This window comes from Vibrio sp. 1151_11 (genome assembly GCF_029478525.1).
Taxonomy (GTDB): Bacteria; Pseudomonadota; Gammaproteobacteria; order Enterobacterales; family Vibrionaceae; genus Vibrio; species Vibrio anguillarum.
This window is the reverse complement of sequence record NZ_SHMN01000010.1, coordinates 118,389-143,032: the sequence shown is the minus strand read 5'-3', so window position 1 is coordinate 143,032 and position 24,644 is coordinate 118,389. Positions and strand designations below refer to the sequence as shown.

General features: G+C 43.0%; 17 protein-coding genes, 1 tRNA gene and 3 pseudogenes. 7 read left to right on the top strand and 14 right to left on the bottom strand.

Features of this window, described 5'->3' with window-relative positions:
* Positions 1–127: 127 nt before the first annotated feature.
* Positions 128–1,227, bottom strand: a pseudogene (locus EXZ60_RS09710) (IS3-like element ISVa4 family transposase); the annotation flags it as partial.
* Positions 1,228–1,487: 260 nt separating this feature from the next.
* On the opposite strand from EXZ60_RS09710, the gene EXZ60_RS09705 reads away from it, so the two are divergent.
* Both EXZ60_RS09705 and EXZ60_RS09700 read left to right on the top strand, forming a co-directional pair.
* Positions 1,488–2,276 (top strand): winged helix-turn-helix domain-containing protein, encoded by a 789-nt coding sequence (locus tag EXZ60_RS09705; RefSeq protein WP_064625379.1) that lies wholly within the window; start codon positions 1,488–1,490, stop codon positions 2,274–2,276.
* A gap of 670 nt (positions 2,277–2,946) precedes the next feature.
* Positions 2,947–3,951: a helix-turn-helix domain-containing protein gene (locus EXZ60_RS09700; protein ID WP_064625374.1), complete on the top strand. Its 1,005-nt coding sequence runs from the start codon at positions 2,947–2,949 to the stop codon at positions 3,949–3,951.
* Positions 3,952–4,047: 96 nt separating this feature from the next.
* Here the strand turns inward: EXZ60_RS09700 and EXZ60_RS09695 are convergent.
* From EXZ60_RS09695 to EXZ60_RS09675, 5 genes and pseudogenes are all read right to left on the bottom strand, one after another.
* A pseudogene (locus tag EXZ60_RS09695) lies at positions 4,048–5,277 on the bottom strand (IS3 family transposase).
* 107 nt (positions 5,278–5,384) lie between these two features.
* A pseudogene (locus EXZ60_RS09690) lies at positions 5,385–5,815 on the bottom strand (hypothetical protein); the annotation flags it as partial.
* Positions 5,799–7,655 carry a tyrosine-type recombinase/integrase gene (locus EXZ60_RS09685; protein ID WP_232471682.1) on the bottom strand — a complete coding sequence of 619 codons (1,857 nt, stop codon included), beginning with the start codon at positions 7,653–7,655 and terminating at the stop codon, positions 5,799–5,801. The gene EXZ60_RS09685 and the pseudogene EXZ60_RS09690, both read right to left, overlap by 17 nt.
* A 1,307-nt stretch (positions 7,656–8,962) precedes the next feature.
* Complete coding sequence (locus EXZ60_RS09680; protein ID WP_064625368.1) at positions 8,963–11,467, bottom strand: hypothetical protein; 2,505 nt, start codon at positions 11,465–11,467, stop codon at positions 8,963–8,965.
* A gap of 20 nt (positions 11,468–11,487) precedes the next feature.
* Entirely contained in the window at positions 11,488–12,063 is a 576-nt protein-coding gene (locus EXZ60_RS09675) for a hypothetical protein (RefSeq protein ID WP_232472834.1), read from the bottom strand.
* 246 nt (positions 12,064–12,309) lie between these two features.
* On the opposite strand from EXZ60_RS09675, the gene EXZ60_RS09670 reads away from it, so the two are divergent.
* From EXZ60_RS09670 to EXZ60_RS09660, 3 genes are all read left to right on the top strand, one after another.
* Positions 12,310–12,386: transfer RNA gene (locus EXZ60_RS09670), tRNA-Val, on the top strand.
* A gap of 309 nt (positions 12,387–12,695) precedes the next feature.
* Positions 12,696–13,748: a lactonase family protein gene (locus EXZ60_RS09665; protein ID WP_094149948.1), complete on the top strand. Its 1,053-nt coding sequence runs from the start codon at positions 12,696–12,698 to the stop codon at positions 13,746–13,748.
* 12 nt (positions 13,749–13,760) lie between these two features.
* Positions 13,761–14,123 (top strand): RidA family protein, encoded by a 363-nt coding sequence (locus tag EXZ60_RS09660; RefSeq protein WP_017044813.1) that lies wholly within the window; start codon positions 13,761–13,763, stop codon positions 14,121–14,123.
* 113 nt (positions 14,124–14,236) lie between these two features.
* Here the strand turns inward: EXZ60_RS09660 and cydX are convergent, their stop codons facing one another.
* From cydX to EXZ60_RS09620, 8 genes are all read right to left on the bottom strand, one after another.
* Positions 14,237–14,338, bottom strand: coding sequence for a cytochrome bd-I oxidase subunit CydX (gene cydX / locus EXZ60_RS09655; protein WP_013856710.1), 102 nt, complete (start codon positions 14,336–14,338; stop codon positions 14,237–14,239).
* A gap of 12 nt (positions 14,339–14,350) precedes the next feature.
* Positions 14,351–15,487 carry a cytochrome d ubiquinol oxidase subunit II gene (cydB, locus tag EXZ60_RS09650; protein WP_277435631.1) on the bottom strand — a complete coding sequence of 379 codons (1,137 nt, stop codon included), beginning with the start codon at positions 15,485–15,487 and terminating at the stop codon, positions 14,351–14,353.
* An 11-nt stretch (positions 15,488–15,498) separates the two neighbouring features.
* Positions 15,499–17,079 carry a cytochrome ubiquinol oxidase subunit I gene (locus EXZ60_RS09645; RefSeq protein ID WP_277435630.1) on the bottom strand — a complete coding sequence of 527 codons (1,581 nt, stop codon included), beginning with the start codon at positions 17,077–17,079 and terminating at the stop codon, positions 15,499–15,501.
* Positions 17,080–17,199: 120 nt separating this feature from the next.
* Positions 17,200–17,799 (bottom strand): DoxX family protein, encoded by a 600-nt coding sequence (locus EXZ60_RS09640; RefSeq protein WP_088728895.1) that lies wholly within the window; start codon positions 17,797–17,799, stop codon positions 17,200–17,202.
* Positions 17,796–18,542, bottom strand: coding sequence for a DUF2063 domain-containing protein (locus EXZ60_RS09635; RefSeq protein ID WP_277435629.1), 747 nt, complete (start codon positions 18,540–18,542; stop codon positions 17,796–17,798). The genes EXZ60_RS09640 and EXZ60_RS09635 overlap by 4 nt, the downstream gene beginning before the upstream one ends.
* Complete coding sequence (locus EXZ60_RS09630) at positions 18,535–19,398, bottom strand: DUF692 domain-containing protein (RefSeq protein ID WP_277435628.1); 864 nt, start codon at positions 19,396–19,398, stop codon at positions 18,535–18,537. The genes EXZ60_RS09635 and EXZ60_RS09630 overlap by 8 nt, the downstream gene beginning before the upstream one ends.
* Positions 19,386–19,700 carry a hypothetical protein gene (locus EXZ60_RS09625; protein ID WP_277435627.1) on the bottom strand — a complete coding sequence of 105 codons (315 nt, stop codon included), beginning with the start codon at positions 19,698–19,700 and terminating at the stop codon, positions 19,386–19,388. Before EXZ60_RS09625 ends, EXZ60_RS09630 begins: the two co-directional genes overlap by 13 nt.
* A complete protein-coding gene (locus EXZ60_RS09620; RefSeq protein WP_277435626.1) occupies positions 19,690–20,646 on the bottom strand; it encodes an MBL fold metallo-hydrolase in 957 nt (318 codons plus the stop codon). Before EXZ60_RS09620 ends, EXZ60_RS09625 begins: the two co-directional genes overlap by 11 nt.
* A gap of 396 nt (positions 20,647–21,042) precedes the next feature.
* On the opposite strand from EXZ60_RS09620, the gene EXZ60_RS09615 reads away from it, so the two are divergent.
* Both EXZ60_RS09615 and EXZ60_RS09610 read left to right on the top strand, forming a co-directional pair.
* On the top strand, positions 21,043–21,462 hold the full coding sequence (locus tag EXZ60_RS09615) for a hypothetical protein (protein WP_346780462.1): 420 nt from the start codon (positions 21,043–21,045) through the stop codon (positions 21,460–21,462).
* 152 nt (positions 21,463–21,614) lie between these two features.
* Complete coding sequence (locus EXZ60_RS09610; RefSeq protein WP_277435624.1) at positions 21,615–24,419, top strand: BamA/TamA family outer membrane protein; 2,805 nt, start codon at positions 21,615–21,617, stop codon at positions 24,417–24,419.
* Positions 24,420–24,644: the final 225 nt, after the last annotated feature.

Genomic DNA, 24,644 nt, shown 5'->3' with positions numbered 1-24,644 from the left:
CAACATGGCTGAAAGCTTAATACTTGAAGGGCGAAGGGAAAGAACATTCCCTAGAACAGTTAAGCCTAGACCACAACGGTATGCTAAGAACAAAAATGCCGTTCACTCTTAAGTGAACGGCATTAGCACTATGACTTCGTTTATAGTTGTAAAAACGAATGTAGCTCTCTACCTCCATTACGATTGACTGATGATTGATAAAGCTTAATTCGTTTAAACGCTCTGATTTTAAAGAACGAAAAAAACGTTCCATCACAGCATTATCCCAACAACACCCTCGTTTACTCATGCTTTGTGTAATATTTAGCACTTGTAATCTATGCCTATAAGCTCGTGAGCTAAAGTGACATCCTTGATCTGAGTGCAACAGTAATCGAGTTGTGTCGGCTCGTCGTTTTTGGATGGCATTGTCTAATGCGGCCAAAGTTAAATTGGTATCAGGGGAGCGTGACAACGAATATCCGACCACCTCTTTCGTTGCTAGATCTAATACGCATGCCAAGTAACTCCAACCTTGATGGGAACGAATATAGGTCACATCCGTCACCCAATGAGTATTGTGAGTTTCGGGGGTAAACTGCCTTTTCAATATATTAGGTGCATAGATACTTTCTTCACCAACCTCGTTGTAACGATGTCTTTTTTTCGGATACTTAACTGGTATTTCAATGGCTTTCATCAGTCTCGATACTTTTGCTAAACCTATCTTTACATCACTTTTTACCAGTTCTCGGTGTATTCGGCGCTTGCCATAAGTAAAATCAGAATCCTCTGCAATACGGTAAATTCTATCGTGCAGGGTGGTCTCATCAGAGCATACAACTCTCGTATAGTAAAAACAGCTGCTGGCGACGCCAAGCACTCGGCAAAGTTCAGAAATAGTGAATTTGGGGTGCGCCTTCTTCAATTTTCTGGCAACGTCAGGCTTTACTGACTTTGTATGAACAAGGCGCTGGCTTTTTTTAATATATCGATGTCTCTTTTGGCTCTAGCAAGTTGTTTTTCCAACTCTTGTATACGTTGCTGCTCTGGTGTTAATGCCACTCTATTAGTGGGTGTCATGCCTAACATTTCTTCTTTATATTGGCGCTTCCAGCGCACTACAGCTGATGAACAAGCACCACTGATATCTTGTATCTGTTGATTGGTGTAACCATCTTCAAGCATCATCTTGGCATATTCAAGCTTCTGTTGAGGGGTGATTTGCACTCGTAGTTTTGGTGACATATCAGATTCCTTATAAGTAGTGATAATTATAAGGCTTAAATACCATCCAAGTTAACCGTACCATTACACTCTTAGCAGCGGCCATGGCTCTAGCTGAGCAGCTCTTAAAAGATTGCTATGCACTGGCGGATTTATGAGGGGATCCCTCAGGGCTTTGCAGGTATTGCTCAGGACAGATTTACACTCAGTAACTCCGTTATGATAACATCATAATTCCTCATAACTGGCAAACCTCTTATCAAAACATTAAAGGATACATCATGTGGGTATTTGACCCAACAGCTCGGAGACAACTGTCACATCTAAGCCAAGAAAAGAGCAAGAAGCTCAAGTCTACTGATAGCAAAATTTTAGAGCTTCTGCTCCATAATCAAGGCGCTGTGGTTTCTAAAGAGTGTATTTTACAAGAGGTGTGGGGAGAGCGCATTGTCTCTGCGTCTAGTATTACCCAGTCTATCGCGCAAATACGTTTAGCTCTTGGTGACAATGGTAAGGAGCAACGCTATATAAAAACTTTCCCAAAAAAAGGTTATATGCTTGTAGTTGGTGGGGTTATGTTTTCACAGCCTAACTTAAGAGCTGGAGAAAGCAACGTTACCGTAGATGACAGTGAAAATAGCAATAAAAACAAACAGCAACCAGAAAGCTCCTTGTTAAAAGCTGTAAACCCTTCATCACTATATATGCTTATCCAAGGTGTAATTGCCGTTTGCCTATCCATAGGTGTTATTTCAATCTCGTATTGGCTTATCACTATCTACTTTAACTCTCTAAGCATCAGTACAAAACAGTGGGTAAGTGCCGAGATTGCAGGTATTAGCTATTATTACGAGTCTAGCCCAAGTGGTACTAAGCTATTAGAATCCATTTCAGGCATCTATCAAAGTAATATAAGCAAAATCTTCCTTTCTAAAAACCCAGAACAGATATATGTATCTTGCATTTATAAAACAGAAAAATCTAGTGAAATTCGTTCGGCTAACTTGAGTTTTTCTCACCAATACACAACTCAAAACATCAAAGAGGCTATTCGTGAACATTGCCAGTAAGTTAAACACTTTATTAGCAGTATTGCTTGCTAGCTTAATACTATTACTTGTGTACCTGAACAACATGTTTCATCCTTCTTTTCTTGAAGGAAGAAATAACACTTTGTTGTTCAGTCATGGTGTTACTTACAGTGCGTCGGGAGTCGAGAAGTATCGAGAATTTCATACTCTTGATCATAAATGGAGTGGTATGCATCAACTTCATACGACGTATGGGCCTGAAGATGATTCCATAAGTTTAAACGTTTCATCTTCAGTATATTTTTGGACATCGAGCTTATTCTCAACCAGCAGTACAGTATACAGCGAATTCTATACAGCTAGCGTTGAACCAGATGCTACGCAAGCACACCTTCTTCTGGAAAGAGCCGACGAATATTTCCAGACCGTTTATCAAGATAGTGATAACTTTTGTTATTCAAGTTTACTCACAGGCAGCGTGCAATGCGTTACGGCTGGCCGGTGATAGAGTTATTACTCTAAATTTGTTCAACACATTTGGTTATAATGAAAGTCTTTGATGAAAAGCTTATAAAAATCAAAATCTTAAGTAATTCTTTTTTTGTTATGCTTTCAACATAAAAGGTAATTATCATATAAGTTCATTGGTTTAGTGCTCGAGGTTTAGGCATAGTAAAGGAAATTACTGTTACACAAGGAAATACGTACAATGCGTTTTACCTGTACGGCTCCTAAACCGCTTCAAATTACGGCCTTACTTTTCGATGGAATGCCAACAACCTCTATCTCTGGTCCAATTGAGATGTTAACTGTTGCAAGCACATTAGCGAGAATTCCAGAACCTAAAATAAACTTAGTCTCAACATCAGGTAATAATGTTCAAGCCCTAGGTGGCATTAGATTGTCACCAAACCGAGACTGGAGTGAAATTTCTGACACTGACGTACTTTTAATTGGTTCTTGTGGTGAACCGGAGAAGCTACCTCTTTTAATGAGTGACGAAATGGGGAACTGGCTCAAGAAGTTAATTAGTGAAACATCGTACGTTGTTTCACTATATACAGGGGCTTTTATCCTTGCTCATTTGAACGTGCTTAACCGAAAAACTGCCACTACACATTGGGTTCACAGCCGTTTATTCCGCGATCTGTATCCCAAGGTAAAATTGCAGCCGCATATCAAAATCACTCGCGAAGATAATTTGATCTGTACTTCAAGCGTTGGTGAGTACTACCAAGCAATAATGCTCGTTATCGATGGGCTTTTTGGTTCAAACCACAAAGAAAAATGTGCTCACTTTTTAAAAGGGGAAGTGACAGAGGAACAGCAAGTATCTCATTCCGATTTTGTAGAGTTTAGGCAGCATAATGATCAACTGATTCATGCCCTTCAAGACTGGATGCACGAACAAAATCCCACTAAACTGAGTGTCGTCAAGTGCGTGAGTCACTGTTTTTTAAGTGAGCGGCAAATGAAACGTCGCTTTAAAATGGCAACGGGAGAAACTCCTATAAACTATATACAGAGGATCCGAATTGCTTTAGCACGAGAGAAATTGAATAGAACCGAACATTCTATAGAGCGAATTTGCAACGAAATTGGATACAATGATACCAACCACTTCCGCGCACTTTTTAAGAAGTATCAAAATATGACGCCAACTGAATATCGTAAGAGCGTACAATGTTTTAGTGAGAGCAATTTTATTATATAAGCCAACAGACGTTAGGTGTACAAGATATTTAAAATGAGTTAGCTAAAATTTCTTTTTTTGCTAACTTGATCTGCTCCAGCAAGACTGGACACCACATTAAGCGACATTTTGCTGTTCAAAGTTAACTGGGCTTAGATACCCAAGAGCACTGTGCCTTCTCGTCCGATTATAATCAACCTCTATGTACTCGAAGATCGTTTGGCGCATCTGCTCTCTCATCATAATCGGTTCATGTTGGATCGCTTCAACTTTCATAGAATGGAAGAAGCTCTCAACACAAGCATTGTCCCAGCAATTTCCTTTCCTGCTCATACTTTGTTTTAGATTATAAGTAGTTATGAGGTCTCGATAATCTTTTGAGCAGTACTGACTACCTCGATCACTATGAACGATAACCTGCTCAGGGAACCTACGACGGAACAAAGCCATTGATAGTGCGTCACAGACCAGCGTAGCCGTCATTCTGGTATCCATAGACCATCCGATTACTTGTCTTGAGTAAAGGTCAATAATTACCGCCAAGTACAGCCAGCCTTCGCTTGTCGCAACATAGGTGATATCTCCCGCCCATTTTTCATTCGGAGCCGCTGCGTTAAAGTTCTGAGCCAACAAGTTTGGAGCAACAGGCATTTGATGCTTGCTGTCCGTAGTGCACTTAAATTTACGTGCCGCTTTCGGCGTTAAATCTTGACGCTTCATACTGGCTGCAATGGTTTTAACATTGTGGCTATTACCGCTGTCAGACAGTTCTTTTTGGATTCGCCTTGAACCATCTCGGCCTTTGCTGTTGTCAAAAGTTTCTTTGACCTTTGTATCAAGCTTTTGACGTATTGCCTCGCGTTGAATGGCCTTATGGCGATGTTTAATCCAGTAATAAAACCCACTTCGGGATACCCCGAACACCTTAGCCATAAGCACAATATTGAAGCACAGCAGGTGTTCGAGCATAAATTCATAGCAATTTACTTTATATTTTTCGCGAAGTAGGTGGCGTGCATATTTCGGAGCATTCCGATCAGTCATTTCGGGATTATCCGATCACCCATTTCCGCTGTTTTTCAAGCAAGTTGTCGTCTTTTTTACAATTTCTAGCTCTTCGGTTTGCTCAGCCAACTGCCTTTTGAGCTTGGCAACCTCTGCGGCTAGCTCTTGCTCTCGCTGACTCGTATTGGTGTCTTTCTTCGAGTTCTTCCACCACCCATAGATTTGAGATTCATGTAAAGAAAGCTGTCTTGCTGCGGCAGCTACTCCGACTTTCTCTGCTAGCTTCAGAGTTTCTGCTTTAAATTCAGGGGAATGTTTAATTCTAGTTTTCTTAGTTGTCATTGTTCACCTCGTTAGTGACTGTACTCACTTAACTCGGTGTCCAAAACTGCTGGGGCGGATCATATTGCATAGAGCCCCCCAGCTAGGCTCTGTATCTTGATCACAAGTCATATCTCAAGAGATTTAGCGAGTAGGTACCCTCCGAGAGTGGTTTGCAACTTGAACCATCCTTTTCAAAGCCTTTCCCAGTCCACTCGAGCATTTCGCTTGGAGTCGTGCCATCCGGCAAATTTTCCAAGATTAATGTAAGCCCAATAGACAGTTGGAGCTTGGCGTGGTGGCTTTGTCTTTCTTTCTACGTTTTCTAGTCATAATCTGTCCCTGTATTGTTGGGTACTAACAAAACAGATCGACCACTTAAAGTCATGTCCGAAAATTGGGGACCACTTCTCTTGTTTTGACCACAGCAGTTTCCAAGCTGGGGGCTTAGTAACTTTTGACAGCTTTGCTTCTCTGCTTCTGTTCTATTTAGACCAACATATCGCAACTGATGCACTCTTACAGCTATGAAGGCCGGTATGCTAAAAGCTCGTTCTAACTTTTATATGAATAGCCAATAATCGTAGGAAACTCACAAAAGCTCTTGTCCTTTGTGGGGTGAAGATCTTATTACCATTTTCGTCATGTCGTTCATTATCAAATTTAGCTTGTAATACATGGATATTGATTGTGCCTGGTGGGTGGTATTTTAAATATTTACCGTCATCACTTATGGTCGTTTTAAATTTTCTTGATCTTTTTATGTGAGCAGCAAATTTTTTAGGGACGATAACTTCTATGTGTATATTAGGAAAAATCTTTCCGCTAATTGTTGTATACCAGAATTTCAGGTGCTTTTTATATTCATCTAACTGGCTAATATTGCAGTCTTTCTCTCTAGGGAAGTACCACTTAATTTTAACATGGCGCTCAGTTAACCCTATCACTTGCATCAATTTTAGTAGTAGAAGGGCGGCATTTTTGTTGTGGGTACGAATTAAGTTGTCTTTAGAGCCGACGAGATCTGTTAGTATTTTAGCTAATTCTTTGAAGTTAAAACTGGCTGGTATTAACTCTTTTTTTTCTGCAGCTTCGAACAACTCTACGAGAGCATTAATTGCTTTTATGTTGCCCCTGTTCAGTTTGGTATAGTTAACTAAAGGCGCTAGTTCATATTTGGAACGACGCAATGATGATTGAGTGATTTGTCCGTCTGCCCGCAAAACTGACAGGACTGACTCCTCATCAATTTTTAAAATGTATGAAACATCATTTGTTTTATGTCCTTCAGCCAAGAGACAAACTATATCCCAAACGGAGCGTAAGGAGACGCTTTGCTTGAGTTCCATATTTGGAATAATTACTAATTCGTGAATAGCAGTGTTTATACATGACTTATCAATTTCAGGTTTATATTCGATCGGATATACGCTTGTAAGTTCTTTTTTGGAATCTGGTATTGAGAGTAACCTACCTTGTTCATCTATACGTATTCTCTGTCCCCAGAATCGGCGAAGTAGAGATGGTGACGGGCGGTGTTTAGCAAATATTGTACGTCGAACAAGCTCACTGATATGAAAATAAGATGACGTAGTTACATCAGGTGAAGAGTGTCCTAGTAATCCAGATAGCGCCCAGAATTTTTTACGAGAAAAAGGCGATATTGCTAAACGCTTGCACAGCCTTTGAGAAGAATTAAGAGAAAAATAAGGGTGCTGACAAAAATCAACCTCGGACAGTTTTTTTAACACGATAGGATTCAATAGAATCCACGTCCAATTACAAAAAGAGTGCCTGCAGTGATGAAAGCGTATATTTGGTTCGCCGATAACAATTTTCATAATGTTGGTAAGAAGAATTAGAGATTCATTCAACTGACTGCTGTCACCAAATATTAATGACTTCCCCCGAGTGAACTTTGTTTTCTCGACGATTATAAATTCGATCAAAAACTCAAGTGGTGCTTCTGGCCAAAGACTATCAAGAGGAATATTTCTTGAACTTTCGCTCGATTTCAACTCTCGGTATTTATTCGGTCGAATGTGCAGGTTCGCATAATGATTACCTGCGATAGCGATATCTGCGAACTGTAATCCCGCGATTTCGCCGCGGCGTAACCCACTATAAAATCCAAAGCAGAAACATAGCTTAGCCACCCTAGATGTCGGCGTGTCGAGCTCATCACATGCTTTAATGATTTTATCTGCTTCTTGTTGGGTGATTAGGTTCGCATTGATTGCGTGTGATGTAGATGAAATATCGATATCCGATAGACATAAGTTAGTCACAAGCCCGCTTTCAATAAGATACTCAGCCAAATAGAGTACGTATACCTTTTTAGTGGAAGTAATGTGTTCTGCAATAATGTTAAGTTTTTCTGCCCAATCTAAATGTTCCATTAGTTTTGGATCGCAGCCGGAAAATTCTTGGATAAACGGTCCTGCGATGTAAGTGACATAGGCTCTAATAGTTGTTAACCGAAGGCGTTTTTTATATTTGCCACCGAACTTAAGTAGCTGATATAGCCAAGACAAGACCAACCAGCTCCATGGCGTTGCTTTGGCGATATCATTGGTTTCTAGCCACACCCTGAGTTCATCTTGTAACGTCTTGTTTATATTGATACTTTCTTTAAGAGATGCTTTTACCAATGGCTTAATAAAGTAATTAATGAGTTCAAGTTGTTCAGCTGTTGTAACCTCTTCTTGATCAACCGTTGTTTTTTTTCTCAACTGCTGTGCTGAGTTAGCGCAAGCAGATAGCCAAGCTACTTTCTGCCTAACGGTCATACCACTTTTTTTTTCGTCTTCCTTCGTGATATCTTGCCGAACTCTTTGACCTGAAACTAATCTAAACAGTGAGATTTGCGAAATGGAGGTCGTTCTAAACGCACCTTGGCAAACAGAATATTCTATGGGGCTTGAGGTTAGGATGAACTCATTTTTCAGAAATGCGCGTAGGTCTATAAAACTCAGAGTATAATTGAAGGGAAGTAATCGGTTTTTATAGAGTTGTTTATTCACTTCTCCCATAACGTCGACTTTGGTTGTAGGACTAGCATTCCAATGGGCGGTAAGTAGTAGCTCAGCCATAGATGACAACCAATACCGCTGATTGTTTAGTTCGACAAACCAATGATTTTTGACTCGATAAAAATTGCATTCTTTAGCTAGTATAGCCTTAACATCTTTAGAACGGTCGATCCCTTCTTTTAATACTAGCCATATAATGAGGATAGCTTGATTTTGTTGTGGGCTATCTAAGAAACTCGCTAACTGAGATTCATTTTCAATAAGTTCATAAATGTTAGCTTGCAAACGAGACATTAAAAAATCATCAGGCTTGAGAAGAGGTATATCTTGTTTTATCTCGCAAGTTTGACTAATAGCTGGCGCTGTTATTTTTAAATTCTTCTCAATTACGCATAACAGTAGCTCCAATAGCTTTAGTTGAAGATTGTGATGCTCAAAGGTTTTGCTAAAACTACCTTGTATTTTTCGAAGAGAGCTAGGCTGTATGGCGTTATCTTTTACATGAGCATATCTTTGCGTGAGTAAATAGACTTTATTAATAAGGTTTAGTTTATCCGCTGTACTTAGCTTTTCGTTCTCTGTCAGCTTTAAGTAGTATTTAACTTCTTCTTGAGCGGCAACTAGATAATTAGTTTCTATTTCTTCGGTTAGTAATCGGTTTAGGCCGCTCATCGTTAGACTCTTTTTCTTGTTATTAATGAAGGGATAGCCTGCCAACCGATGTCCGTCAGCATCTGATTGAGAATTGGGCTTAAAGTTTCAATTGCTTCACAGTGAGTTAATGATGAATAGCGTTCCAGAGGCGTTTCTCCAGTTACCCAATGACCCAATTGAAATTTAATGAGTTCTTGGTGGATATTTTCCTTTTGCAAATAGCGGCGGACGTAATGGCGTCCAAAGTTAAGTGGTAAGTTAATGTGTTTACTTAAGCTCGAAGGGCCGGAGTTTTTCGTCTGATAGATGGTGTCATCATCTTCGACAGCAGTGAATAAGAAAAACACACCGTCATTAGATTGCGAGTTTTTGACTGATAAGAACCATTCAGTACGCTCTACTTTATTTGATAGGTCAAGTAGTTGGTGCTCACATGTATGAGCATAAAGCTGTTGAGATTGCATTGGGTATAAATTGCTGATGAGATTTGCGAGTGTTTGAGAATGCTGTTTATAGTGCCTTAATTGTGATTCAAGCAGCGAGGGACAGGCAATGACTCGAGTATGTGAGAAGGTTTTCGCTGAATCTTTATCTGAAATGCAGAGTGCTCCGTAGCGTAGCAAAAGCAGATCAAAACTAGGCATAGGATTATATACAGCACGATAACCCGAAGCGTTTATCAGCATGATTAGCGTGTAAATAGTGTATTGATTGTGGTAGTTCACTAACTCTTTGATATTTTTAACTACTTCAAATGCAGTATAAGTATGTAGTTTGCGAGTGTGCTCTGATACCCAATGGATTATAGCTTCTTTGGTTGGTGTGAACTGAGATCCTATTCCACGCTCATCAAGGTCTAGTTCAAGAGTGCCGAACAGAGGTGATTGGAATTCAGGGCTATAGAACTTGATTTGATTGAATATATCTGACCAAAGTTCTTGAGCTTTATTGTTAAGCTCCGTTTCTGAATACCAAGCATAGTGTCGAGGGGAGCGGCTGTAGTAGCTTATTTCTCCTCGTAGAATTTCTAGTATGACTGGGTCGTTTTTCTCTAGAGCTATTGTTCTGTTGATTAAGTAATTCTCTATGCGCTGAAGACTAATCTGGCAATGATAGCGTTTATTGAGCGCCTTCAAAAAAAGCTTAATGGCTTTTCTAAAAGTGTTTACGGAATGTTTACCTGACAGTTTGCTCCCCAATGTGATTCCACTGCGAGACAACGACTCGAAAAGAAAAATAGGTAGATGTATGGAAGCAACGGTTTTGGTTTTCAATAAATTTGCATTATTGGAATGTTTTCCTCGATCCGCGGTAGGTCTAGGGGCAACTTTTAATATTAACTTATCTCTTTTTATCGTTAGACCTATGTGGCTATTGTCGTTCTTATTGCTGGTTGGTACACAGCATGCGTTATCTAGGCTTCGACCAGTGATAAGAATAAAGGTTAGCAGGCATTGAACGTGGCTTTTTGCGACCTTTCCAATTAGTGTATTGCTATGCGAGTTTAACGCCTGCCATAGATAGAAAAGTTCATGTGGTTGAAGAATATTACGACTGACAGGAGTAATGTTGTGACTACGGCGAACATCTCTAGATATGCCTCGGCTCTTACTTGCAATTTTTGCAGTATCTTTGATAACCGAGACATCCGGTAATTCGTGAGTAGGCTTCGGTAGTATTGGCTGTTCAGTTTTGATAATAGCCAGCCCGGGATAATCTTCGTTCGCTGTTATCCCTGAATCAACTAGTGATTGTTTTAACGGCCTCTTATTTAACGATGCAGTAAACAAGTTGTCAGACCCTACAATTCTTTCAATTTTTCGGCGACTAAATGATGACCGAATGATTTTCTTTGAAGAACGCTCTATGTACGTTCTTTTCTTCCAGTCCAAGCGGTAAAAATGTTCTAACTCTCTTAGATAGTTAATATGGCTTGATGCAATTGGCTCATCGACAAAGTCATCTGTATCATTTTCAGAGGTTAGTGATTGGCGATAGGCTCTAATATTGTCGGCTGTTTGTACTACTGAGTTTGAATCGAAACAGGCGCGATCTGTCAGTGGGTCTGTATACAAAAGCCTGAAGGCTCTGATTGATTGTTCAGTGTGGTTGTGTTCAAAGATAACCGGTTCATTGTCATAGTAATGCTTTAGGAAGAAAAGTAATGCGGACGCTGACTCCGGCGACAGATGTTCATAAAAAACGAAAAGAAGTGAAAAGAGGGGACGTTTACTCATCCAACCTTTGGCATGTACTCCGTTACTATATTGCGAATAATATGATTCCCCAATGTTTGTGAACAGTTCGAGTAACACATTTATTCTTGTTGCGTTTAGTTCAACTAAAGAACAGAAATGTTCAGGATGGGTAGTGAAGAAATATTCAAGAACCGTATGTACCTTTTGTAAGCCTCTAAAGTCGTTTGGGCAATCGATGAGTTCTAGTAGCTTCTCTAGATCTTCTAATAAGCTATCATGTGCGTGAGGAAGTAGTAGTTTGATTTCTTCAATTGTTGGGGTAGACATAGAAATACTTCCTTGAAACGCTATAGATCAGCTTTTGAAATGGATAAAAAATTTGCGACTTTTTCAGCAGAATTTAATTTTGGAAAGAAAGTTTGCCATTCTTTTGACTGATAAATACTTCGTTTACCGTCATCTTTTTTAAACCATGCTCGTAAATAAAAACTGATTTTCTTTGTATCACTGATAAAGCATTTTGATAGAAGATCATTTGTTAAATCGAATAACACGATTGCTCTTTTTATGTCTGAAGAAGGTTTCTTTTTTAGAACAAAAACAAGAATAGAATGATCACTAGGAAGTTGAAGCTGGGCGATCGCACATCTTAATTTTGTAAGTGTAAATGAACCAGTTAAAGTTTTATATTGCTTTCGATATCGGTAGCAAATTATAGGTGATTGTAGTGAGAGTAGATTAAAAAGATAGGCCGATTTATCTATTGTTTCATTCGATGTTCTTAGACCTGAAAATGGATTTGCTTGGCTGAATAGTTCCTCGACCGTATCATCTGGTTTTAGTTCATTGACCTTTACTTTTGTAAGATCGATGTTGTCCAATAGTGTTGTATTAAAACGTTGAATCCCATCTTCCAAAATCACCTTCCGTATAAAATATGATCAGTTTTAGATACTTTAAAATTGTGGCCTTATTGCGTCCATTTTAGTCTTAAAAGTTGTGATGCGTCTCGAAAACATAGGTCATATTCAACGTTATTACTAGGTTTATCCGAGATTTCAGAACGTTGTAATATATATTACCTGTCTTGACATGGTGGGGGTCGGTGATTCGAGTTCACTCGGACGCACCATTTCAGTTGCATGTATCATGCTCAAGAACAAAAATTTGGGTCTTTAGCTCAGTTGGTTAGAGCGTCTGGTCGACATCCAGAAGGTCGTTGGTTCGAATCCAATAAGACCCACCAAATTCAAACAAAGCCCGCCACGTGCGGGCTTTGTTGTATCTATGACATACCAAATCAGTATTAGACGAAAAACCCACGCAACGTTATCGCGGAAAATTATTTAACAGCGAAGATGGATTTTATCCTCTAGGAAAAATAAACATTATTCCGAGCATGTTGTTCATTGATTGTGTTCCGCAATCGCCCGATTGGATTTAAGTTTGGACTGTATGGCGGTTTTCATCACTGCCACACAGGCAGCTTAATTAAATTATCCCAGATTAAGGTGAAATTTGGGTATAGTGTTTTATTTTTGATGATAGGTGGAAAATGAGCACACACAATGCCGCGCGTTTTTACATTGGTACTTATACGGATGCACCAAGCAATAGTAACGGCGTTGAGCTGATTGAGCTTAACACCATCACGGGTGAACTTAGTGTTTTGCAAGAGGTGATGGCGACGCGTAACCCTTCCTACCTTCTTGAAACCACCAAGGGCTTTTACACTTTTAATGAGGTAGAAGCGAGCGACAACCCACAATTAATACACATTAACAAGGGCTCTGTTTCTCAAGTGCCACTGTCGGGTAGCTATGCATGTCATCTTGCTATTGATGCCAAGCAGCGCTATTGCGCCGTGGCGCATTATGGGTCGGGTAATGTGAACATTGTTCGTTTGGACGACACTGGCAAACCGGAGTTATGTATCGCTGATCTATGGATTAATGGTCAGGGGCCAAATGCAGAGCGCCAAACCTCACCTCACGCTCATCAGGTGGTTTTCCTTAAACAGTCGTCGCAACTGGTTGTGGTCGATTTAGGGAGTGATGCAATTCATTTTTTCGCCATCAACAGTGATAATCAGGCATTTTCATTGGCGCAAACTGTAGAGATGCCTGCGGGGAGTGGGCCGCGCCATGTGGTGTTTAATCACGCAGAAACCCGAGCTTTTGTGGTCTGTGAATTGTCGGAGACTTTGGTCACCTTAGTATTTTCCGGGACACAATGGCAAATAGAGGCTGAGTGCGATCTCTTGCCGAATGAGGCGAAAAGTGGAGCGGCTGCGGCGATTAAGTTGTCGCCCGATGAACGTTTTCTCTATGCTTCCTGTCGAGAGCAAAATAAAATCGTTCTTTTTGAACTATGCCAGCCGCAACCGCAATGGATTGCCGCATTTGACGTCGGTGGCCAATTCCCGCGTGACTTCACTTTGTCTGCGGATGGAGATTGGTTGTTGGTTGCTAGCCAACATTCACACACAATCGCCAGTTATCGCCGAGATGAAACCACAGGCAGGTTGGTTGCCAGCGGCTTTAGCTGCAAAGTCGGCGCGCCAGTCTGTGTGATCGAACAGCACTGTTGCGAGTTATCTTTACCATAAAGAGAGAAATTAATGACTATTCATCGTATTAATCCAAGTAAACGTTGGTCTGACATTACCGTATTCAACGGCATTGCCCACTTTGTGGAAGTGGCTGATAGCGATACAAAAGCCGATATGAAAGGGCAGGTTGAGCAGATCTTAGCCCAAGCTGAGCAGCAGTTGACGGCGATCGACAGCGACAGAAGCCGCGTGTTATCGGTGACAATTTATGTCACAGATTTTGCTTATTTCGCCGCTTTGAATGAAGTGTGGGATAGCTGGTTTCCAGAAGGATGCGCACCAAGCCGAGCCTGCGTTCAAGCGCAATTGGCAAGCCCTGACTATCTGGTTGAGATGGCTTTTGTTGCCGCGGCTGGCCCAAAATTTCAGTAAATACGTTTCTTACGATGTGATAAAAAATGGCGCTAAAAACAGCGCCATTTTTTATCTTAAAGCTTGATGATCTTAACGCTTCTTAGCAGGTTATCTGCTTGCATATGAGTGAGTTACGATTCATCGAAATGCTCAGCTTGCTCAAGCCACAATCCATTGATTATACCAAATGCGCAGGCGAGTAATACGCCAAGAACCCAACAGAAATACCACATCAGTCATCTCCTTTAGTACAGCGATACGCTGTGGTTGCGAATATAATCATCATTCAATCGACCGAACATTTTGTAATAACCCCACGCGGTGTAACTGAGAATAACTGGCACCACTAAGATGGCGACAAGCGTGATGATATTGAGTGTTTTTTGGCTGGATGTGGCATCCCAAATCGTCAAACTGTGTGATGGCATTAAGCTTGACGGCATGATCATCGGAAATAGCGCCACGCCTGCCGTAAAAATAATGCATGCAATAGCAAGGCTAGAGAATAAGAAGGCCCAGCCAGATGCTCTTTTCAGGCTTGCCCATATGCACGCCAATAAGCTCGCGATGCCCACGCAAGGGATCAACCACAGCATGGCGTGTGCTTGATAGTTATGCAGTAAATGACGAGCGACGCTAACCACTTCTTTATGCAAGGGGTTTGAAGCGGCATCCGTGACAATCGGGCTCACGATAATATAACCCGCCATGTTGGCGGCAAAGAATCCGCCGATGAGAAATAAAGCTACCGCAATGCTGGCAATGACCACCGATGCGCTATGGGCTCGCTCGCATAACGCATCACAAGTTTTGAGCTGTAAAAACGTTGCGCCTTGAGTGACGACGATGGCAAGGCTGAGCTGGCCACACAGTAGCGGAAATGGCGTGAATAGATCCCAAAAATGGCCTTGGTAATCGAGCATCAATAAGTTATTGAGCTGAAAAGGGACTCCTACCAATAAATTACCAAAACCAATGCCAAAGATGAGGGGCGGTACAACGCCACTGATGAACAGTGCGTTATCGCACGCCTTGCGCCATGAGGGGTTATCGATTTTTGAGCGATAATCCATACCAATTGGGCGCAGCCATAACGCAGCAAGTAGCAACATCATCGCTAAATAGAAACTAGAAAATGCGGTGGCGTAAACCAGTGGCCAGATAGCGAAAATCGCACCGCCAGCAGTAATCAACCACATTTGGTTGCCATCCCAATGAGGCGCGATACTGTTGATCATCACTCGCCGTTCAACATCACTGCGTCCCAAAATGGGCAGTAGCGCTGCAACGCCCATATCAAAGCCATCGGTGATGATAAAACCAATCAATAGTACACCGACAATCGCCCAAGTCAGCAGACGTAAGGTTTCGTAATCAAACATTGTGTTCTCCCTTAATGGTGTTCGTGAGATAGAGATCCGTGCCCATCTTGCGTTTCAAAATGGTAACGTCCGGTATGTAGGGCGCTTGGGCCGCGCCGAGCAAACTTCACCATCAGGTACATTTCCACCACCAAAAATGCGCTATAGAGTAAGTAAACTAGGCCCAGTGAAATCCATAAGTCGCTGGTTGATAGGTTAGATACGGCCATATTAACCGGAAGCACTTCACCGATAGCCCAAGGTTGGCGGCCAAACTCAGCGACAAACCAACCCGCTTCGCTGGCAATCCATGGGAGTGGAATAGCGAATAATGCCGCCTTAAGTAACCAAGGCTGAGTGCCGATTTTTCGCCGACAAATTTGGATGAAACAGAGCCCAATGACAGCGAACATCGCCATACCGCAGGCCACCATGATGCGGAAGCTCCAAAACAGAGGTGCAACTTGCGGAATGGTATCTTGCGCGGCTTGTTTGATTTGGCTTTCAGTCGCATCAGTTACTTTATCGGTGTATTTTTTGAGTAATAAACCGTACCCCAAATCCTCTTTTAGCGTTTCAAACTGAGCGATGTTTTGCGGTGAATCGTCACCATTGCGTAAGGCTTCCAATAACCCGTAAGCGAGCATGCCATTGCGAATGCGCTCTTCACTGCGCGCCATCAAATCTTTTAAGCCGATGACGGGCTCATCCAATGAACGCGTGGCGATAATACCCATCAAATAAGGGACTTTAATCGCCGCGTCTGTGTGCATGGTTTCTTGGTTAGGTAGCCCAAACAGAGTAAAAGAGGCAGGGGCTTGTTCGGTATCCCACTCGGCTTCAATGGCGGCCAGTTTCACCTGTTGTACTTCACCTAAGGTGTAACCTGACTCATCACCTAGCAATAAAGTGGCGGTAATGGATGCCATGCCAAAAGCGCAAGCCACAGCAAATGAGCGACGCGCAAAGGGAAGGTCGCGCTTTTTCAATAGGTAGTATGCGCTGATACCCATGATAAACAGTGCGCCTGTGGTGTAACCCGCCGCAACGGTATGCACAAACTTCACTTGGGTTACTGGGTTAAAAATGACATCAGTAAAGTTGGTCATTTCCATACGCATGGTTTGATAGTTAAACTCGGCGCCGACGGGGTTTTGCATCCAGCCGTTGGCCATCAAAATCCACAATCCAGAAAAGTTAGAGCCTAAAGCGGTTAACCAAGTCACGCTTAAATGCTGACGCTTAGAAAGGCGCTCCCAGCCGAAGAAAAATAATCCAACGAGTGTTGATTCAAGGAAAAAGGCAATCAAAGCTTCAATCGCCAGTGGGGCACCAAAAATGTCACCCACATAATGAGAGTAGTACGCCCAGTTGGTGCCAAATTGAAACTCCATAGTGAGGCCGGTGGCAACGCCAACGGCGAAGTTGATGCCAAACAGCTTGCCCCAAAAACGAGTCATGTCTTTGTAAACGGTTTTGCCGGTCATGACATACAGTGATTCCATGATCGCCAGTAAAAACGATAAGCCAATGGTCAGCGGAACAAAAATAAAATGGTAAAGCGCCGTACTGGCGAACTGGAACCGTGACAGTTCCACCACATCTGTAAGCATAAAGTCTCCCTCCCGCCAGCAAAATGGCAGGTAAGATAGTCAGAGATGAATGTGTGATTGATAACGCCTGCCACTTGAAGCTGCGGGCGGCAACTTCAAGTTAGTAGGCATCATTAGGTGTTAAGCGGTTTGAGGCGTGCGAGTGAATGGTTTTTTTAGCCAGTAGTCGAGGCTGACGTAGCGGCCACCACCATAAATGAAAAGAACCATCAGCATCACAAAGTAAGTCGCCGCAAATTCCATCCCGTTATTGAGCATCACAGGGTCACCAAGTTCTGTGATGTAGTTGTAACGGCCCGGAAAATTGACCGCTAACCATTCAATAAAACCGTTTAAGCGCACCGTCGCTTCCATACTGCTGGTGGCAATCGCGTCCCAGCCATGCTTCCAGTGCACCATTGCGCTCGCCACACTCATCATGAGAATCATGGGAATCGCCATAATGCGAGTAAAAAGACCAAGTGCGATGCATATACAGCCGAGAACTTCTGTCGCGGCGGCTAAAAATGCCAGCAGTTCTGGAAAAGGTAGATTTAAACCACCATCGGCGGCTGAGGCGCCAAACCAAGCAACGGTTCCAGCGAAACCAACCACTTTGGAATGAGCACCGACAAAAATCACCGGCACGAGAAAAAGTCGAATCGCAAGTAGTACTATAAAATCGAATTTTTTAAATTTTTCGATCACGCCATCGTACCAATTGAGGGCTGAGTGAATCATAGAGTTTCTCCTAATAAATACAGGCTGATGAGTCCTTGTTGCTGAAACGTTTGAACCCACGCCAAAAAATGGAAGTTGGATAGGTGTTGAGCTATCTGTTGTTCTAGTTGCGTTAGTGACTGCGCTGGGGCGTTTTGAATCATCTGAATTAGGGCGATATCCACTTCTCTGAGTTTTTGTGATACCACCTGATGCGATGCATGACGAAATACCCCATAACAGACAGTTTTCTGTTCTTGAATCAAAAAAGTGACCGATTCTGGATGGACAAGAAAAGGCACTTCGACCAGTTTTAACGTTGGGTTAAGCTGTATGCAAAACGCCTCCGGTTGAGCTTCAACATCATCCCACCACACGTTGAGATTCGGCACATGAGCGCTATCCATTTCAGCGTTGAAAACGATCCATTCATATTCAAGCAGTGCGATTTGCTCAGCACTGAGGTTAACACTGGCGTTATGGTTATTTTGCTGTTGGATAAACTGAACAAATTCAGTCGCAATCTGATGGAACTCAGGCTCCATAGCGCCATGTATTACCAGCCATTCGTCCGTCAAAATGTAGAGTGTTTCCTCGTTAAGTTGAGCGTAAAACAGAGGAAAAGTGTGCTTAATGACAGAGTAGATATTCGCTCGAATGAACTCTCGATAACGGCAGGGCGGTTCGCCTTGCGCGACAGGAGAGCGGATCACGTAGGTCAGTGCGTGCATTGACATACTCATGTTCATTGGTGGTTTAAGCATGGCTACGCTCCACATCGATAACTAATGATGGCGCTGGTTGCATAATATCGTGATGGATAGTGCGCAACTCTTCAGTCAAAACCACCAGAGGAGGCACATGATGATCACGTTCAAGCAGCAAAGGACGGCTACCTTGTTGAGCGTAAGCATAACGAGCCAAGTCAATTACCTCTTGTTGTACTGGTTTGCCATGGGTATCGAGCAAGAAATCTTCGCGCTCTTTTAAGTGACCGGCGATGTGGTAATAGCAGATCGCTTCGCTTGGTAAAGTGGCCAGCATGTCAAACGGGCAGTAATTGTGGTTACGGCTATTCACATACACATTATTGATATCAATCAGCAGCTGGCAGCCGCTGCGCTCAACTATCTCAGCAATAAATTCGCCTTCGGGTATCTCCTTGCCGTAGCTGTGGTAGTAGGAGATGTTTTCCAGCACCAAAGGGCGTTGCACAATATCTTGAACGCAGTGAATGCGATCGACCAAGTAAGCAATGCTCTCTTTATAGCGCGGGATAGGCAGCAGTTCATACAAGTACCCTTGGGCATCACGCGAAAAGCTCAAATGCTCACTGTAAATGTCGATGTTAAATTCATCTAAAAATGCCGCTACCTTTTTCACAAACGCTTTGTTCAGTGGCTGACAATCGCCAATCGACAAACTCAGCCCATGTACAACCAGAGGATAGTGCTTTGCTATCTGCTGTAACTGCTCGCGTTTAAGTCCGCCCATGTTCATCCAGTTCTCCGGAGCAAGCTCAAGGAAATCGATGGCGGGATGGTCAGGCAACTGGCATAGCAAATCGATGTGTTCGCTACGCAAGCCGATGCCTTTTGAAGTGCGATCTATTGCCCGCATACACCACCAGTGATTTTGCTGTTGGTTAGAGTAATGGTTTCAGCGGAAGGTGCGATTCCCTCTGCGGTTAAGCCGCATTTACCATCTCTGGCGCGTACTAAACGTCCTTGCGGATCGCTTTTTAAATCCTGTTTCTCAAAGCGTTTTTCAGTACCACATTTGCCAGCCGCGCATTTGCCACCATTTTGCGAGGTGGGTTGCGCACTCACTGGTGCTTCCGTTGACGTTTCTGCAACGCTCATTGCAGGATGAAGAGCAATGGCCGAAGTTATCGCAATAGACAAAACAATTTTACAATTCATGGGTTATCTCCTTCACGGAACTCATTGGGTAGCTTGAGAGATCACGGGCGGCAATAACTTCGCCGTGATAAAACTGTTTGATGATCTTGGTGGACTCTGATTTATGTTTAAGGCCGACTCCCATCCAGTGGTTGAGCACCAGCAGTTTAGGATTGATTTTGGCTGCAATTTCGCCAATCACTGAAGGTTTAGCGTGCATAAATGCGGAAACTTCATCGGCTGACTCATGAACAGCCATCGGCATGACTAAAATGTCAGCGCCTTGAGCAAAATCGAGAAATGCTGGGTTACTGCCGTTTTGATCGGCAGAAATAACAATAACGCCCTGATCACTTTCAATACGATAAGCCAAACATGGCACGCCCCCATGAGGAATACCGAGTGCGTAAATGGTTAAACCGTCTTGTTGATACACTTTAGTTGGTGTCGTGGTTTTGTAAGAAACATCAGTGATGGTGACTGGGAACAAACCATCGCTGCCATCATATAAACCATTTAAATAAGCGTAAGCGCCATCTTTGCTATTAAAGAGTGCGTCCATATAGCCTGATAGGCTAGGGAAGGCTGATCCCGCTTGCGGGCCTGCAATATCTAGCGGGTCTTCTCGCTTAAAGAAGTAGCCGCCTTTGAGCAGCGCGGGCAAGTCTGCAACGTGGTCGGTGTGAAAATGGGTAATGCCTAGAAAATCCAAATCTTCCAGTTTAGAGCCGGATTGGCCAAAGCGCAGATACGCGCCGCCGCCAGCATCAATCATGATTTTAGATTTGCCTTTCCACCAAATTACTTCCGCTGAAGAAGAGCGCAGATCATCTGAAATTGGCCCTCCCGATCCTAAAACTTGTAAAGTGAACTCTTTGTCGAGCGGTTCTAACGAGTTTGCGTAAGCACCGATGGCACCGCACGACAAACTGATTGTGAGCACCAGCGCCTTGAGTGGTTGTTTCATGCTGACTACCTTTTGATTGTCTTTTTTATGATATGTGGATACCTAGGGCGAAAAGAGACTTGCGATAAAAGTGCAAGCTTTTTGATTCTCGTCAAGGTGTAGGTGAAAGATATGATTTACGAGGATGTTTGGTCAATCTTGATTTTCTTACCTATTGGTTAAGGTAAATTGAACAATGTGGTGTGATGTAATAATAAGCCTGTTAGATTCTAGGTTTGCACTGCATAGCCAGAACCAATTAATACACATAAAAAAATAACAAATGTTCTATTTAGAACGGCATCACTCCAGTGTTCAGTGATATTTAACCCACGTTTACTTTTAAGTGATGTTATTTTTGGGTGGTTTTCAATAGGGTAAAGCTATTATTTTTTACAACTACCTATGATGTCAGTAATGTTTATGATGAAGATGAAACCAAGCTATTACGTGATTTCTATGCTTATTGCATTTGATGTCCATGCGGCTGACAGTCAGTGTGATGTGATTTCCAGCCAGTTACACGATGTGAGCAATGGCTCTGAAGCGGTTGAACATTCTGGCGGGTACAGCGTTCGTGACAATCCGCCTATTCGCTGCGCCGAGGTCGTGTTTAAGACCAAACAGAGTTACGACAAAGTGGTTGCTTGGATGAATGATGATTTCACGGCGATTTATGTCGATGGTTCAGAAGTGACGTCTAATATGGTTCGATTTCGAGAGGATGATGTAAAAGCTGGCTACGTGAAAATGAAGGTAAATCAACCAATTACCGCTTATGTCTGTTTTGGTCAATCGAGCGTTCCGATCAGTCAAATAGAGTGCGATATAAAATAGATTGCTTAGCAATGTAAAGTGCCATCTCCTTAAATGGGGGGCAAATGATAGTCAGGCCTTATCCTGACAAAGCCATACATTTCGATACCCAATCCTTTTCTCATTCAACGTACAATCGCCGCACTTAATTATTGAAAAGGGTTGTTGTAACGATGTCAGCAAAATTTGTACTCTCACCCATTATGGGTTTGATGGTTTGTTTGGGTATGCATACACCAACAGTATTGGCTGAGTCAGTCGCTTGGGATCAAGCTGGTCAGCAATGGCAGACTCAACAATCGCAACATTTTATCGTGCACTTTCGCAGTGAATTGGCCCAGTACGCGGCGCGTTCGTTAGATATTGCCGAGAAAGTGCATCAAGACCTTGCCAGTCAATTCTCAAAGATGCCAGCTGAAAAAACGCACCTAACGTTGGTGGATGACTACGACTATTCCAACGGTTGGGCAACGCCGCTGCCTTATGCTCAAATTCGCTTGATCTTAAATCCCCCCAGCGATGTCAATGGATTGGAAGGCAATGATGAATGGTTGCACATGCTCATCCGCCATGAGTACACTCACATTGTCCATATGGAATTAAATGAGCGTGCGGTCACCGGAGCTCGACGTATTTTTGGCCGTCACACACTGCTTTTCCCGCATGCAATGACACCCTCGATGCTGTTAGAAGGGTTAGCGGTTTACATGGAAAGCCAAAATGAACAAGGTTATGGACGTTTGCACAATAGCCATTTTGCGATGCAAATGCGCATGGAAGTGGCGAGCGGACAACTAGCTGATCTCAACCAAATCGTGGTAGCGAATAAACGTTTACCGCTTGGCAGTAATTACCTCTACGGCGCGTATTTTATTGATTATTTAGCCAAAACGTATGGCGAAGACGCACTCCAACATTTTTTAAGCGATTACAGTGGCTACCTAATTCCGGGCGTTTTCTTAAACCGAAGCGCTCAACGTGCTTTTGGTAAAGATTTTTTTGCGCTTTGGCAAGAGTTCCGTGCCGATCTAATCACGCAGTTTTCAGATCAAATTGTGCAAAGTAAGGAACAGCCTTCGGAGGCTCAATCTCTCGATAGCCAGCCGTTTGAATATCTATTAGCCAATGGTGGATCAGAGCAATTACTGGCTTGGCGTCGTGATGGGGTTGATCGAGCAAATTTAGCGATGTGGGATAGTAAGCAAAATCAATGGCAGCGTTTATTGACTACAAAAAGCTTAACTAGCCTCGATGTTCATCCCCAGCAAGGTATCGTCGTGTCACAAGTGAATAGTTATCTTGACGGACGAGTGTTGAATGATCTTTATCGCTACGTTGATGGGCAGTGGCAACGTTTAACCGAGCAACAGCGCTTTACCCAAGTACGTTGGAGCCGAGATGGGCAAAGTGTTTTCGCTACCCGTCATGAACAAGGGTTGCCTGAATTATGGCAGGTGACGCTGGATGGACAGCAAACTCGCTTATGGCAAGGCACATATGGTTGGGTCATTGGTGATATGGCGCTGTCTCCGACAGGTGACATTTATGCTTCCGTGAAGCAGCCGTCTAGCGCGTGGAATATCATGCGTTTTGTCGCCAAAGAGCAGCGCTGGTTGGCTGTGACTGAAACATCATTAACTGAGCATCAATTGAGTTTTACCCAAGAGGGAGAGCTGCTGTTCAGCGCCGATTACACGGGGCGTTATCAGATCTACCGAATGGACTTAACCAGTCTGCAGCTAGAGCAATTGACCAATGAAATTGGTGGTGCTTTTTCTCCGCAATGGAATCAATCGCAAGGGCTTATCTACCAAGCTTATGAGCATGATGGTTACCATTTGCGCCACATTCCGGCGGTGACGGCTTTCAATGAGGCTCCACTGTCTTCCTTTGCCAAGGTGACATCCGTTGCTTCGACGCCGATATCTCAGGCCGAAAAAAGTGACACTACCGACTACTCACCGTTGTCGACTTTAACGCCACGTTATTGGGTTCCCGTTTGGCAAGGGGATGATAACCAATCGTTACTTGGTTTCTCGACCAGTGGTTCAGATGTGTTAGGGCGACATCAATATGAGATACAAGCGGCTTGGGATACAAAAAACGCGTTGGCGGCGTACCAATTGGGGTATCAATATGACAACCGTTGGCAAGCGACGCTCAGCCGAGAGCATGAGTTTAAGTTAAACCCGTTGACCAATAAAGACGATCGCATTGTCCGCCAAGATGACTTAACGTTACAACGTAATTATTTATGGCATGGCCTCGATGATAACTTAACGTTTGGTATCGGAACTTATTGGCAGAAAGAGTCATTGATCAAAGCGCCTCAAAGTACGCGCTATACACAAGCCAGTGATGAGTGGCTAGCAGGGGCTGCGCTACAATGGGATAACCGTGAAGGCTTATTGAATGTTCCCGGTTACGCGTGGGGTCATTACGCTGATTTGGTATGGGAGTCCAATGTTGGCGGTGATTACTCTGGACAAAAATGGCAGGCGCAGTGGCAAGCACATTGGGACCTCCCGGGGAGCTTCAATCTTACCACTCACCTTGCGGCAGGTTATGCAGATTCAAAAGCTAAAGCGTTTGAGCTAGGCAGTTACGAAGGCGACAGCGCGCAGCTCTATGGCCGCCAACAGGTAGAGTTGCGTGGCTACAGCTCTGCGGCTCAAGTAGGGCAAGCTTACGCGACACAAAGTGTTGAACTAAGCCGCTTATTGTATCGCGCTGAACGAAACTGGAATTTGTGGCCAATTGGTTTGGGGGATATTTCAGGTTCTGTATTTGTCGACTCAGGATCAAGCTGGAACGATAACCAAAACTACCAAGCCCTGACGGGGATTGGTGCTGAAGTGCAGATCGATACCATCGTACTTTATGGCGGCACGTTACCAGTACGGATTGGTTACGCTCATGGATTAGACAGTAAATTAGGCAAAGATGAAGTGTATATCAAGCTAACTGCTCAGTTTTAACCGTTTGTTGAGGAGTAAAGGGTCGCATTAAATGCGACCCTTTTTGCGTTGTAAGCCGAAGCAAGGCTTACTGCTTACTCAAACCTAACGCTTCTTATGGGGCACGGTTATTTTTTGTCATAATTCTTCCGTAATTTGATACATCTTTTTCCTCGGTCTTACAGCTGATGATTGGTACAACTCATTGGCTGCGATGTTCTGGATTTTCATTCCCCTCAATCGACG

Coding starts and splice junctions, on each gene's coding strand:
- EXZ60_RS09705 (WP_064625379.1), top strand. CDS start 1,488: ATGTGGGTATTTGACCCAACAGCTCGGAGACAACTGTCACATCTAAGC.
- EXZ60_RS09700 (WP_064625374.1), top strand. CDS start 2,947: ATGCGTTTTACCTGTACGGCTCCTAAACCGCTTCAAATTACGGCCTTA.
- EXZ60_RS09685 (WP_232471682.1), bottom strand. CDS start 7,655: ATGGAACATTTAGATTGGGCAGAAAAACTTAACATTATTGCAGAACAC.
- EXZ60_RS09680 (WP_064625368.1), bottom strand. CDS start 11,467: ATGTCTACCCCAACAATTGAAGAAATCAAACTACTACTTCCTCACGCA.
- EXZ60_RS09665 (WP_094149948.1), top strand. CDS start 12,696: ATGAGCACACACAATGCCGCGCGTTTTTACATTGGTACTTATACGGAT.
- EXZ60_RS09660 (WP_017044813.1), top strand. CDS start 13,761: ATGACTATTCATCGTATTAATCCAAGTAAACGTTGGTCTGACATTACC.
- cydX (WP_013856710.1), bottom strand. CDS start 14,338: ATGTGGTATTTCTGTTGGGTTCTTGGCGTATTACTCGCCTGCGCATTT.
- cydB (WP_277435631.1), bottom strand. CDS start 15,487: ATGTTTGATTACGAAACCTTACGTCTGCTGACTTGGGCGATTGTCGGT.
- EXZ60_RS09645 (WP_277435630.1), bottom strand. CDS start 17,079: ATGCTTACAGATGTGGTGGAACTGTCACGGTTCCAGTTCGCCAGTACG.
- EXZ60_RS09640 (WP_088728895.1), bottom strand. CDS start 17,799: ATGATTCACTCAGCCCTCAATTGGTACGATGGCGTGATCGAAAAATTT.
- EXZ60_RS09635 (WP_277435629.1), bottom strand. CDS start 18,542: ATGCTTAAACCACCAATGAACATGAGTATGTCAATGCACGCACTGACC.
- EXZ60_RS09630 (WP_277435628.1), bottom strand. CDS start 19,398: ATGCGGGCAATAGATCGCACTTCAAAAGGCATCGGCTTGCGTAGCGAA.
- EXZ60_RS09625 (WP_277435627.1), bottom strand. CDS start 19,700: ATGAATTGTAAAATTGTTTTGTCTATTGCGATAACTTCGGCCATTGCT.
- EXZ60_RS09620 (WP_277435626.1), bottom strand. CDS start 20,646: ATGAAACAACCACTCAAGGCGCTGGTGCTCACAATCAGTTTGTCGTGC.
- EXZ60_RS09615 (WP_346780462.1), top strand. CDS start 21,043: ATGTTTATGATGAAGATGAAACCAAGCTATTACGTGATTTCTATGCTT.
- EXZ60_RS09610 (WP_277435624.1), top strand. CDS start 21,615: ATGTCAGCAAAATTTGTACTCTCACCCATTATGGGTTTGATGGTTTGT.